General features: G+C 74.9%; 10 protein-coding genes and 1 pseudogene. 3 read left to right on the top strand and 8 right to left on the bottom strand.

Annotation, left to right across the window (positions count from 1 at the left end; all coding sequences use genetic code 11):
• From ACFVHI_RS36230 to ACFVHI_RS36245, 4 genes and pseudogenes are all read right to left on the bottom strand, one after another.
• A pseudogene (locus ACFVHI_RS36230) lies at positions 1–947 on the bottom strand (hypothetical protein); the annotation flags it as partial.
• 60 nt (positions 948–1,007) lie between these two features.
• Positions 1,008–2,009, bottom strand: coding sequence for an SMI1/KNR4 family protein (locus ACFVHI_RS36235; RefSeq protein ID WP_063348042.1), 1,002 nt, complete (start codon positions 2,007–2,009; stop codon positions 1,008–1,010).
• Positions 2,010–2,116: 107 nt separating this feature from the next.
• On the bottom strand, positions 2,117–3,283 hold the full coding sequence (locus tag ACFVHI_RS36240; RefSeq protein ID WP_380346269.1) for a DegT/DnrJ/EryC1/StrS family aminotransferase: 1,167 nt from the start codon (positions 3,281–3,283) through the stop codon (positions 2,117–2,119).
• Positions 3,280–4,464 (bottom strand): Gfo/Idh/MocA family protein, encoded by a 1,185-nt coding sequence (locus ACFVHI_RS36245; RefSeq protein ID WP_380346270.1) that lies wholly within the window; start codon positions 4,462–4,464, stop codon positions 3,280–3,282. The genes ACFVHI_RS36240 and ACFVHI_RS36245 overlap by 4 nt, the downstream gene beginning before the upstream one ends.
• A gap of 380 nt (positions 4,465–4,844) precedes the next feature.
• On the opposite strand from ACFVHI_RS36245, the gene ACFVHI_RS36250 reads away from it, so the two are divergent.
• Together ACFVHI_RS36250 and ACFVHI_RS36255 are read left to right on the top strand one after the other, a co-directional pair.
• Positions 4,845–5,306: a YwqJ-related putative deaminase gene (locus ACFVHI_RS36250; protein WP_063348043.1), complete on the top strand. Its 462-nt coding sequence runs from the start codon at positions 4,845–4,847 to the stop codon at positions 5,304–5,306.
• Positions 5,307–5,389: 83 nt separating this feature from the next.
• Positions 5,390–5,899: an SUKH-3 domain-containing protein gene (locus ACFVHI_RS36255; protein ID WP_063351179.1), complete on the top strand. Its 510-nt coding sequence runs from the start codon at positions 5,390–5,392 to the stop codon at positions 5,897–5,899.
• Between the two features lie 66 nt (positions 5,900–5,965).
• On the opposite strand, the gene ACFVHI_RS36260 is transcribed toward ACFVHI_RS36255, so the two are convergent.
• Positions 5,966–7,234, bottom strand: coding sequence for a sensor histidine kinase (locus tag ACFVHI_RS36260; protein ID WP_063348044.1), 1,269 nt, complete (start codon positions 7,232–7,234; stop codon positions 5,966–5,968).
• 259 nt (positions 7,235–7,493) lie between these two features.
• On the opposite strand from ACFVHI_RS36260, the gene ppc reads away from it, so the two are divergent.
• On the top strand, positions 7,494–10,304 hold the full coding sequence (gene ppc, locus ACFVHI_RS36265; RefSeq protein ID WP_079135660.1) for a phosphoenolpyruvate carboxylase: 2,811 nt from the start codon (positions 7,494–7,496) through the stop codon (positions 10,302–10,304).
• Between the two features lie 159 nt (positions 10,305–10,463).
• Here ppc and ACFVHI_RS36270 read toward each other — a convergent pair whose 3' ends face one another.
• The 3 genes from ACFVHI_RS36270 to ACFVHI_RS36280 all read right to left on the bottom strand — a co-directional run bounded on the left by ACFVHI_RS36270 (position 10,464) and on the right by ACFVHI_RS36280 (position 12,200).
• Positions 10,464–10,745 carry a hypothetical protein gene (locus ACFVHI_RS36270; protein ID WP_380346272.1) on the bottom strand — a complete coding sequence of 94 codons (282 nt, stop codon included), beginning with the start codon at positions 10,743–10,745 and terminating at the stop codon, positions 10,464–10,466.
• Between the two features lie 179 nt (positions 10,746–10,924).
• Positions 10,925–11,503 (bottom strand): aminoacyl-tRNA hydrolase, encoded by a 579-nt coding sequence (gene pth / locus ACFVHI_RS36275; RefSeq protein ID WP_063348046.1) that lies wholly within the window; start codon positions 11,501–11,503, stop codon positions 10,925–10,927.
• A gap of 109 nt (positions 11,504–11,612) precedes the next feature.
• On the bottom strand, positions 11,613–12,200 hold the full coding sequence (locus tag ACFVHI_RS36280; RefSeq protein WP_063348047.1) for a 50S ribosomal protein L25/general stress protein Ctc: 588 nt from the start codon (positions 12,198–12,200) through the stop codon (positions 11,613–11,615).
• Positions 12,201–12,459 lie beyond the last annotated feature (259 nt).

The raw sequence follows: 12,459 nt of genomic DNA on the forward strand, positions 1-12,459 counted from the left end.
ATAAGAGACAGGGCCAGGACGGTCGGCGGCTGCTCCACCCCGCCGGGCGGCCCGGACGGCGCACCCGGCAGGCCCATCAGGCCCGGCACGGCGTCCGGCGACGCGAGCAGCGTCGGCGCCGGCTCCACGGCCGCGGGCGGCACGGGCGCGGGCGCGGGCACGGGCGCCTGGGCGGCGGGCGGCGGGACCGGCGGCATGCCGTAGCCGCCCTCCGGCGGCATCAGCATGGTCGCGGCCTCGGCCCCGGCCGGCGCGGGCGCGTCGGGCAGGTCGGAGCCGGTGGTCCGCAGCCCCTCGGGCATCAGGACGGTGGCCGCCTCGGCCCCGACCGGCGGCACCGGCACGGGGGCCGGGGCCTGCGGCGGGACGGCGAAACCAGCAGGACCGGCAGAACCGGACGGCACGGCGGGCACGGGCGACTCGACGGCGGGCGCGGCCGGCACGGCGGGCGCCGCAGCGACCGGCGCGGGCGGCTCGGCCACCGGAACAGCCGGAGCCACCGGAGCAGCCGGAGCCGGAGCCCCCTGGCCGCCCAGCCGCTCCGCCTCCGCCGCGATTGCCGCGGCCCCCGCCTCCTGCAGCCACTGCGGCGGGCTGAGCAGGAAGGACGTCGCCTCGACCGGCCCGGGCGCGGGCTTCGCCGCCCCCGCCGGGTTGGCCGCGACCGGCCGCCCGTACGCCTCCTCGTACTGCCGGACCACCTCGTTGACGGGCAGCGCGGGCCAGAGCGTGGTCGCGCCGGAGTCCCGGGCGATCACCAGTCGCGCCTCGCCGGCCGACCCGTCCCCCGCACCCGACGGCCCCGCCGGCCCGTCCCCGGGTGCCACCGCCCAGCAGACGAAGCCCAGGTCGAACTCCCGGACCCGTACCTCGCGCTGTTGCGGCTGCGGCACCCCGCCGTTGATCCACTCCTCGGCGAGCTCCTGCGCCTGCGCGTACGTCACCACGCCCGGTTCACCCCTGTCCCCATCCTCGTCGTCCCCGCTCGTTGCACCGCCGCGGCCACGTCAGTCCACCGGGACGGCCCGGGCGAACCCGCCGTCCACCATCAGCTCCGCGACCGTCTCCAGCTCCGGCGGGCTGCCGGCCAGCCGCAGCAGGAACGCGTCGAAGTCCTCGCCGCAGGGCAGCAGCAGCCGGGCGCAGCGGTCCTCCGGGGCCTCCGGCGCGCCGGTGTCGCGGGCGTCGTCGTACAGGTGGAACCAGACCGAGCCGGCCCGGTCGCCGCGCACCTTGAGCGCGACGATGCCGCCCTGCGCGTAGGCGACGCCCAGGTAGTCCTTGGTGAGGTGGTCGCGCAGGCACTTGTTGGCGTACACGACGTCCTGGGTGCCGTACTCCTCGCTGAGGGTGAGGAAGGGCTGGTCGAGCAGCATGCCGAGCTCGGTGTCCAGCGCCACCCCGACCGGGGCGCGGCCGCCGCCCAGCTTGAGGAAGGTGCGGTAGGCGCCGGGCAGCCGGTAGCCGAGGCGCTCCTCGGCGCGCTGCACCAGGTCCTCGGGGACGCCGATCGGGTCGCCGCCGTCCTTGGCCAGCGAGAAGTGCACGGGCCGGCGCTCCTGCAACGGGCGGGTGCCCCGGCGGGTGTGGTCGGCTGCGGAGGTGGCCAGGCCGGCGTGGTGCCGCAGCAGCGCCTTGACCTCCACCGGGACGAGCTCCATCCGCCGCCAGCCGGGGGCTGCCCGGCCGACCGCGTGGTGCCAGGTCCAGCCGGGCGGGGTGGCGACGGCGGTGTCCAGGTCGGCCCAGAGCGGGTGGCCCTGGGTGAACAGCGCGGCGTTGGCCGACACGTAGTCGGTCAGCCGCAGCTCGTCCACGCCGAAGCCGTCCGGCGGGTCGGCGACCTCGGCCGCGGCGGCGGCGTACGAGCCGAAGTCCGGGTAGCCGTACTCGTCCACCCGGACCCCGGCGGGGTGTCGCTCCGCGCGGACCGGGTCCGGGAACTGCACCACCTGACCTGCGTACGCCGCGTTCGGTGCGGCGGCGACGCCGGGCCGACCTGTCGTCATCTGGGAGCCCCCACTGGCTGCTGCAAATTCTCGAAGCGCTTGCTGGACACCAGCGTAGGGGGTCGTCTCCGGGCCCGGGCCCCCGCCCGGGAGAAGAAGGGGAACCGTCAGGGCCGCTGCCCGAGCGCCCCGGCCAGCACCCCGGCGACCCTGGTCTGCTGCGCCTCGGTGAGGTGCGGGTGCAGCGGCAGGCTGAGCAGTTCGCGGGCGGCCCGTTCGGCGACCGGGAACGCCCCCGCGCGGTGGCCGAGGTGACGGAACGCGGGCTGGAGGTGGACCGGGACGGGGTAGTGCACCCCGGCGCCGATCCCGGCGGCGCGCAGCGCGGCGAGGACGGCGTCGCGGTCCCGGCCGGGGCCGATCCGCACCGCGTACAGGTGCCAGACGTGCTCGTTGCCGGGCGCGGTGCGCGGCAGGGTCAGGCCGTCGAGACCGCCGAGCAGGGCGTCGTAGCGGGCGGCGGCGGCCCGGCGGGCGGCGTTCCAGGCGGGCAGCCGGCGCAGCTTGGCCCGCAGCACGACGGCCTGCAGCGCGTCCATCCGGGAGTTGAAGCCGAACCGCTCGTGCCGGTACTTCTCGCGTGCGCCGTGGTCGCCGATCAGCCGGACGGCGGCGGCGAGTTCGTCGTCGTCGGTGAGCACCGCCCCGGCGTCGCCGTAGCCCCCGAGGTTCTTGCCCGGGTAGAAGCTGGTGGCCGCGATCCGCCCGTAGCCGGCGCGCCCGTGCTGCCGGGCGCCCTGGGACTGCGCCGCGTCCTCCACCACCGGCCGTCCGTCGGCCAGTTCCAGCAGCGGCCCCATCGGGGCGAGCTGGCCGTTCAGGTGGACGGGCAGCAGCGCGACCGCGCCGGGCAGCGCCCCGGCGGCCCGCTCGGGGTCGATCAGCAGGTGCGCCGGGTCGGCGTCGACCAGCACCGGGCGCAGCCCGGCCCGCTGCACGGCCTCGGCGGTGGCGACGAAGGTGTTGGCGGGCAGCACGACCCCGCCGCCGGGCGGCAGGTCGAGGGCGCGCAGGGCGAGTTCGAGGGCGTCGGTGCCGTTGCCGGCGCCCACGCAGTGCCGGGCGCCGGTGAAGTCGGCGTACTCCCGCTCGAAGCCGTCCACTTCGGGGCCCTTGACGTAGCCGCCGGAGGCGAGCACCCGGTCGAAGCCGGCCCGGACCTCGGCCGCGACCTCGGCGTGCGCGGCCGCCAGGTCGACCAACGGGATCGAGTCGACCGGCGGGATCGGGCCGGCCGGCAGGATCGGGTCGACCGGCGGGATGCCGGCGCTCACCGGGCGGCCGCCCGGTCCCCGGACCCCACCGGGACGGTGGCACCGCCGAGTTCGAGGCTGAGCGAGGCCGCCTCCAGCAGCTGGAGCACCCGCACCCCGGCCCGGCCGTCGGTGAGCGGGGCCCGGCGCTCGGTGATCGCGGCGGCGAACTCGGCCATCACGTTGCGCAGCGCCTCCTGCTCGACCAGTGCGGGCGCGACCATCTCGCCGACCCGGTAGGAGATCAGCGCCCGGTGCCGGATCGCGTCGGTCAGCTGGTCGGGCGGGGTGAGGTCGACGCCGCGGTCGTGCACGGCCAGCCGGGCCTGCGGGTTGAGGTCGTCCCAGACCAGGGTGCGCCGGGAGCCGCCGATCAGCGTGGTGCGGACCTTCGTCGGGGAGAGCCAGTTGACGTGGCAGTGGGCCAGCGCGCCGTTGCTCAGCCGGACCGTCAGGTACGCCACGCAGGCCCGGCCGGCGCCGATCGGGTCGGCGCCCTGGGCGGACACCCCGACCGGTTCGACGCCGGGCGGCAGCACGAAGTCGAGGATCGACAGGTCGTGCGGGGCGAGGTCCCACAGCACGTCCACGTCGGGCTGCACCAGGCCGAGGTTGATCCGCACCGAGTCGAAGAACTGAATGTCGCCGATCTCGCCGCCGTGCACCAGCTCGCGGATCCGGCGCACCACCGGGGTGTAGCAGAAGGTGTGGTCGCACATCAGCACCAGCCCGCTGCGCTCGGCCAGGTCGACCAGTTCGGCGGCCTCGGCGGCCGAGGTGGTGATCGGCTTCTCCACCAGCACGTGCTTGCCGGCCTCCAGCGCGGCCCGCACCAGCCGGTAGTGCGCGGCCGCGGGCGTGGCCACCGCGACCGCCCCGACCCGCTCGTCGTCGAGCACCCGCCGGTAGGAGCCGGTCGCCCGGACGGTGCTGTACTCCCCCAGCACGGCACGGGCCTTGGCCTCGTCCAGGTCGCACAGCCAGTGCAGTCGCAGCGCCGGGGTGTCCTGCGCGTTGCGGACCAGCTTCGGGCCCCAGTAGCCGGCCCCGACCACGGCGAGGCCCACCGGGCGTTCCGGTGCCGGCCGGGGCGGTTCGCCCGGCGTGGGCACGTGCCCACCGGGCGCCTGGTTGGCGGCCTGCGCGTCCCAGGCCCCCGACCGCTGCCGCGGCCCGTTCCGACCGGGCTGCTCCGACGTCATCCACGAGCCCCTTCGCTCCGCCGCCGGGGCGGGCTCGGGCCCACCCCGGCGGCCCCAACGTCCGGCGCGGGCACCGGGTCCGGCCCCGTCCGCGCGTCCGCGGGCGGTCGGCCGGATCCCCTTCGGCCTCGCTGCCGGAACGGTACCGGCCGTGCCCCCGGCCCGGAGGTGGTTTCGGGAAATCAGCGGACAAGTCGTGACGACGGTGTGCGGATCCGGCCCCGGTCCGGCGAGGATCGGGTGACGGCCCGGCCGGTCCCGCACGGTCGTTCGTCCGCCCCCGCACCCCGGTTGTGCGGATGTCGGTGTCGTTTGACAGGCTTGCCCCGGACCGTCCCACCGGTCCTTCCGTCAGCGGGAACAGAGGAGGAGGACGACGCATGACCACCGGTGAGCCCGCGGGCCCGCCCGTGCTGCGCCACCACCGCGACAGCCTGCTGCCCGCCGTCGCCGCCGCGCTGTCACTCAAGGGCGGCGAGGTGCACACCCTGGCCGGGGACAAGGACGCCCGACGGCCGGTCCTGCACCCGCTGGTCGGCGAGTTCCTGGACACGCTGCCCGTCGAGGCGCGCGAGCGGTTCACCGGCCGCTGCCCGGAGGCCGTCCTGCTCTCCCAGCACCTGGTCGCGGTCGACGGCCGGCGCTCCAAGCGCGCCGCCCGCAAGCCGATGACCCTGCACGAGGCCCGCAAGGCGCTCAAGGGCTCCCGGATGACGACCGTTCGCATCCGGGAGGAGGGCGACCCGGCGCACGGCACCCACGCCCCGCCGTGCCGTTCCTGCGCGCCGATGCTGGAGCACTTCACCGTGCAGAGCGTCGCCGTCGGGCCGCCCGCGCCCTGACCGCGCCCTCGTACGCCCCCTGTCCCCGAGCCCTGGAGTCCGCCCTGAACCCGCCCAGCCCGCCCCCGCCACCGCCGGCCACCCTGTCCGCCGCCCCCGCCGGGCGGGCCCGCCCGCGCTTCCCCGCCGACGTCGCCGCCGAGCTCAAGGCGGCCGGCTGGCACCCCGGCCGCTGGCAGATACGGCAGGCCGAGGAGTGGGCCGACGCCCTGGTCGGGTACGGCGGGCCGTCCGGTCTGCGGCACGCGGTGTTCCCGGCGGCGGTGGAGGCTTGGGCCGAGTTCGGCGGCCTGGCCTTCGACCTGGCCGGCCCGGGCCGCCAGCTGGCCCGCACCCCGTTCCTGATCGACCCGCTGTGCGGGCTGCACCAGCCGCGCACCCTGCTCGACCTCGGCCGCGCCCTGGGCAGCCAGCTCGCCCCGCTCGGCGAGGAGGCGTACGGGCAGGCGCTGCTGGCCGTCGACGAGGAGGGCCGGGTCTACAGCCTGGACCACACCGGCGAGTGGTTCCTCGGGCACGGCATCGACCAGGCCGTCACCACCCTGATCCTGGGCACCGCCCCGGAGCGGCTGCGCACCGCCGACGGTTCCTGACGGCGGCCCGGGGCGCTCCGCCGACGCGCACCCGGGCCTGACCGCCGGGCCGGGCCTGGCGGCGCGTCACCGCAGCCGTTCGGCCCGGACCGCCAGCCGGGACGGCAGCACCGCCTCGACCCGGAACCCGCCGTCCGCCTCCGGCCCGGAGGAGAAGGTGCCGCCCAGCGCGATCACCCGCTCCCGCATCCCGACCAGCCCGTTGCCGCCGCTGGGCAGCTTCGCCGCGCCCCCGCCGCCGCCCGGGCAGGCGTTCACCACGCTCACCCGCACCCCGTTGGGCGCGTACGCGAGCAGGACGGACACCTGTGCGCCGCCCGCGTGCTTGTGCGCATTGGTCAGGCCCTCCTGGACGACCCGGTAGGCGGTCTGCTCGGCCTCGCCGGTGAACTCCTGCCGGCTGCCGCTGACGGTCAGCGTCACCGCCATGCCGGCCGCCCGGGACTGGTCGACCAGCCGGGGCAGCCCGGCCAGCGAGTCGGGCTCCGGCTGGCGCTCGTCGTCCATCCGCAGCACGCCGAGGATCTCCCGCAGCTCGTTCAGCGCCTGCCGTCCGACCTCGCCCATCAGCTTGGCGCTCTGCGCGGCCTTCTCCGGGTCCTTGGCGACGATCCGCTCCAGCGCCCCGGCGTGCACCACCATCAGGGACACCCGGTGCGCCACCACGTCGTGCATCTCCCGGGCGATCCGGGTGCGCTCCTCCAGCCGGGCCCGGCGGGCGCGCTCCTGGGCCTGCTCGGCCAGCAGGTCCAGCTCGGTCTCCAGGCCGTGCGCGCGGTCCTTGAGCGAGTCGATCAGCCGCCGCCGCGCGCCCACGTACAGTCCGGTGACCACCGGCGGGACGGTCAGGCCGACGGAGACCAGCACCGCGATCAGCACCTGGCCCCAGAGCGGCGGCTGCTCCACCGCCGTGTCGCCGGGCGTCAGCATCGACACCATCATCACGGCGACGGTCTCGGCGAAGGCCAGTGCGGACAGCGCCACCACCCGCCAGCGCCGGGTGGGCCACTCCCAGGTCGCCGCCAGCGTGTACAGCGACACCACCAGCAGCAGGACGCCGAGCATCCCCGGCATCGCCACCAGGGTCACCAGCACCGGTACGGCCGGCCAGCGGCGGCGCAGCACCAGCGAACCGCCCGCCACCACGCCGAGCAGCGAGATGCCGGCCATCCCGGCGGCGTCCAGGTGCACCCGGCCGGAGAGGAAGGCGATCGTGCTGAGCGCGCACTCCAGCGCGGCGAGCACCGCCAGCCCGATGTCCAGGAAGGCGCTGCGCGGCCGCTCCCACCACCAGAACGGCCGGACCGGCGCGCGCTCCCCAGGCGACTTGCTCATGGCTGACAGCCTAAGCGGCAACCCCCTCCCCTCCCCACCGGGATTGCCCCCGACACCTCACCGGACCCTCAAGTGGTCCAGACCACATGCGGCCTGCGGCGTCACTGTCCGCCATCCGGCCACCTCGCGGACAGCGACCGCCCCGACACCTATGCTGGTCGCGTCGGACAGCGCGGTCCGCACGCGTCACACCCGCCACACGCGGGCGGACCTGTGACGATGAGCCGTTGCCGAACCCCACCACCACAGGGAGCCAGCCGTGACCGCTCCGGTCCCCACCCCGGCGGACAGCCCCACTGTCCACGCCACCGGCCCAGTTGCCGACAACGCGGCCCTGCGGGCGGACATCCGCCGCCTCGGCGACCTGCTCGGCGAGACGCTCGTCCGACAGGAAGGCCCCCAGCTGCTGGGCCTGGTCGAACAGGTCCGCCTGCTCAGCCGCACCGACGGCGAGGCCACCGCCGAACTCCTCTCCGACATCGACCTGGACACCGCCGCCAAGCTGGTCCGGGCCTTCTCCACCTACTTCCACCTCGCCAACGTCACCGAACAGGTGCACCGCGGCCGCGAGTTCGCCACTCGCCGCGCCCGGGAGGGCTCGCTGCTCGCCCAGACCGCCGACCAGCTCGCCGAGGCCGACCCCAAGCACCTCGAAAACACGCTGGCCCACCTCGCGGTCCGCCCGGTCTTCACCGCCCACCCCACCGAGGCCGCCCGCCGCAGCGTCCTCAACAAGCTGCGCCGCATCGGCGAACTCCTCGACCGCATCCACCGCGAGGAGATCGCCGCCGGCCTCTCCCAGGCCGACCCGGCCCGCACCAGCAGCGCCCGCCGCCAGGCCGACCGCCGCCTCGCCGAGGTCATCGACCTGCTCTGGCAGACCGACGAGCTGCGCATCGCCCGCCCCGAGCCCACCGACGAGGCCCGCAACGCCGTCTACTACCTGGACGAGCTCTACCGCGACGCCGTCCCCCAGGTCCTGGAGGAACTGCACGAGGAGCTCGGCCGGGTCGGCCTGACCCTGCCCGACGGCGTCCGCCCGCTCACCTTCGGCACCTGGATCGGCGGCGACCGCGACGGCAACCCCAACGTGACCCCGCAGGTCACCTGGGACGTCCTCAACCTCCAGCACGAGTACGGCATCAAGGACGCCCTGGCCGCCGTCGACGACCTGCGCAGCACCCTCTCCACCTCCGAGCGGCTGGCCGGCGCCTCGGTCGAACTGCTCGCCTCGCTCAACACCGACCTGCACCAGCTCCCCGAGCTCAGCCCCCGCTACAAGCGGATGAACGCCGAGGAGCCCTACCGCCTCAAGGCCACCTGCGTCCGGCTCAAGCTGGAGAACACCCGCGAGCGGCTCGCCCAGGGCACCCCGCACGTCGAGGGCCGCGACTACCTCGGCACCCGCGAGCTGATCACCGACCTGCGGCTCATCCAGGACTCCCTGCGCGCCCACCGCGGCGAGCTGATCGCCGACGGCCGCCTCGCCCGCGCCATCCGCACCATCGAGGCCTTCGGCCTCCAGCTCGCCACCATGGACGTCCGCGAGCACGCCGAGGCCCACCACCACGCCCTCGGCCAGCTCTTCGACCGCCTCGGCGAGGAGGCCTGGCGCTACGCCGACATGCCCCGCGAGTACCGGCAGAAGCTGCTCGCCAAGGAGCTCCGCTCGCGCCGCCCGCTCGCCCCCACCCCGGCCCCGCTGGACGCCGCCGGCACCAAGACCCTCGGCGTCTTCAACACCATCCGCGAGGGCTTCGAGCGCTTCGGCGACGAGATCGTCGAGAGCTACATCATCTCCATGTGCCAGGGCGCCGACGACGTCTTCGCCGCCACCGTCCTGGCCCGCGAGGCCGGCCTGATCGACCTGCACGGCGGCATCGCCAAGATCGGCATCGTGCCGCTGCTGGAGACCACCGAGGAACTCCAGAAGGCCGACCTCATCCTCGACGAGATGCTGTCCGACCCCTCCTACCGGCTGCTCGTCTCGCTGCGCGGCGACGTCCAGGAGGTCATGCTCGGCTACTCCGACTCCTCCAAGTTCGGCGGCATCACCACCTCCCAGTGGGAGATCCACCGCGCCCAGCGCCGGCTGCGCGACGTCGCCCACCGCTACGGCATCCGGCTGCGCCTGTTCCACGGCCGCGGCGGCACCGTCGGCCGCGGCGGCGGCCCCTCCCACGAGGCCATCCTGGCCCAGCCCTGGGGCACCCTGGAGGGCGAGATCAAGGTCACCGAGCAGGGAGAGGTCATCTCCGACAAGTACCTGCTCCCCTCCCTCGCCCGGGAGAACCTGGAACTGACCATCTCCGCCACCCTCTCCGCCTCCGCGCTGCACACCGCCCCGCGCCAGGCCCCCGAGGAACTGGCCCGCTGGGACGCCGCGATGGACCAGGTCTCCGCGGCCGCCCACACCGCCTACCGCGCCCTGGTCGAGCAGGACGACCTGCCGAAGTACTTCTTCGCCGCCACCCCGGTCGACCAGCTCGCCTCGCTGCACCTGGGCTCCCGCCCGTCCCGCCGCCCCGACTCCGGCGCCGGCCTCGACGGCCTGCGGGCCATCCCGTGGGTCTTCGGCTGGACCCAGTCCCGCCAGATCGTCCCCGGCTGGTACGGCGTCGGCTCCGGCCTCGCCGCCGCCCGCGCGGCCGGCCTCGGCGGCGTGCTCGACGAGATGCACGGCCAGTGGCACTTCTTCCGCAACTTCCTGTCCAACGTCGCCATGACGCTGGCCAAGACCGACCTGCGGATCGCCCGCCACTACGTCGAGCAGCTGGTGCCCGCCGAACTGCACCACGTCTTCGACCAGATCGTCGCCGAGCACGACCTCACCCTGCGCGAGGTGCTCCGGCTCACCGGCGAGGGCGCACTGCTGGAGCACAACCCGGTGCTCAAGCAGACCTTCACCGTCCGCGACGCCTACCTCGACCCGATCTCCTACCTCCAGGTCGCGCTGCTGCGCCGCCAGCGCGAGGAGGTCGCCACCGGCCGCCACGAGGACCCGCTGCGGGCCCGCGCGCTGCTGCTGACCGTCAACGGCATCGCCGCCGGCCTGCGCAACACCGGCTGACGCCACCGCGCGTACGGGACGGGGCCGCCGTCCGCCCTCCGGGGTGGGCGGCGGCCCCGTCCCGTACCGGAAGGGCCCGGGGCACGCGAAAGGGCCGGCGCCCTTGGGCACCGGCCCGGTGTCGTGTCACCGCGCGGACGGCTAGGTCCCGGACACGGCCTACTCGCCCGGCTCGCCCGCGCGCCGGCGCTTCAGCCACAGCGCGGCGCCGCCGGCCGCGACCACCAGGCCGCCGCCGACCGCCAGCAGCCCTGCGTCCGCGCCCATCGAGTCACCGAGCAGCGGCCCGAACTGCGCCGCCGCGGGCTCCGGGGAGCCCCCCGGATCCGGCTCGGCCACCGCGTCCGCGTGCGCCACCGCGCCGCCCGAGAGCAGCACCCCGGCCGCCCCCAGCGCACCGGCCGTGCCGACCCGCCGTCCGAACTGCTTCAGTCGGACCACCCGGAGCCGCCGCAATCGGCGGACCGGACGAAAACCCCGCATCGAGAACTCCCCAGGACTCGTTCGCGTACCAGGCCGACGCTATCCGATCCCGCACAGGCTTCTCACACGGATTCAGGTTTGGACCGGCAAGCGTTGTACGACTGTTGCGTAACACCACTCCCGGACTTGATGGAGCGTCAGGAGTTGTAGGTGCCCTGCGCCCGCTCCAGCCCCTCGGACAGCAGCGCCTCCACCGCGTCCGCCGAGCGGTCCACGAACCACTCCAGTTCCTTGCGCTCGGCGCCGGAGAAGTCCTTCAGCACGAAGTCCGCGACCTCCATCCGGCCCGGCGGCCGACCGATCCCGCACCGCACCCGGTAGTAGTCCGGCCCCAGCGACTTGGTGATCGACTTCAGCCCGTTGTGGCCGTTGTCCCCGCCGCCCAGCTTGAGGCGCAGCGCCGCGTAGTCGATGTCCAGCTCGTCGTGGACGGCGACCAGCGCCGAGGCCGGCGCCTTGTAGAAGTCCCGCAGCGCCGTCACCGGGCCGCCGGAGAGGTTCATGAACGACATCGGCTTGGCCAGCACCACCCGGCGGCCGGACAGCCGCCCTTCGGCCACCTGCGCCCGGCTCTTGTGCGCCTTGAACTTCGCGCCCATCCGTTGCGCCAGCAGGTCCACCACCATGAACCCGATGTTGTGCCGGTTCCGGGCGTACTGCTCGCCCGGGTTGCCCAGCCCCACCACCAGCCAGGGGCCCTCGTACTCGTCCGCCATGCCCTCTCTCCTCCTGTGCGCGCTCTACGTCATCTTCCCGGACACACCGCTGCCCCGGCCGCTCCGAGGGGAGCGACCGGGGCAGCGGTCACAGCTGGTGGGGCGAGGCTCAGGCCTCGGTGCCCTCGGCCTCGGCGGCCTCGTCCTCGGCCGGGGCGGCCTGGGCGCCGATGACCTGCAGCACGACGGCGTCGGCGTCGACGGCCAGGGTGACGCCGGCCGGCAGGACGATGTCCTTGGCGAGGACGGAGGCACCGGACTCCAGGCCCTCGACCGAGACGGTGACCGACTCGGGCAGGTGGGTGGCCTCGGCCTCGATCGGCAGCGCGTTGAGGACGTGCTCCAGCAGGTTGCCGCCGGGGGCCAGCTCGCCCTCGGTCAGGACCGGGATCTCGACGGTGACCTTCTCGCCGCGCTTGACCAGCAGCAGGTCGACGTGCTCGATGGTGCGCTTGATGGCCTCGCGCTGGACGGCCTTGGGCAGCACGTACTCGTCCTTGCCCTCGATCGGCACGACCAGCAGGGCGTTCGGGGTCTTGAGCGCCATCATCAGGTCGTGGCTCGGCAGGTTCAGGTGAACCGGGGCGTGGCCGTGGCCGTAGACGACACCGGGGACGAAGCCGGCGCGGCGGGCGCGACGGGCGGCACCCTTGCCGAACTCGGAACGGGTCTCAGCGGCGATGCGGATCTCGGACACGACTGCACTCCTCGGGAAGACTGGCGCGGGGGTGCAGGCAACGCGAAAAACCGCCGGGACCACACCCTCAGTACGTTCGGGGGTCACTCGGCGGTAACGGCCTCTGCCGGCGGACGGGAATCCGGTACCGGCAGCGCGTCGATCACGGAGCGGGCACCCGGCAAGCAGGCACACGGCATCCCTCGCCGAGCAGTTTCACGAGTCTAACCGCATGAACGGCCTCCCGTGAAATCGGCGGCGGCCCCGGTCCGATCCGGAC

The sequence above is a fragment of the Kitasatospora sp. NPDC127121 genome, assembly GCF_042677305.1.
Classification (GTDB): Bacteria; Actinomycetota; Actinomycetes; order Streptomycetales; family Streptomycetaceae; genus Kitasatospora.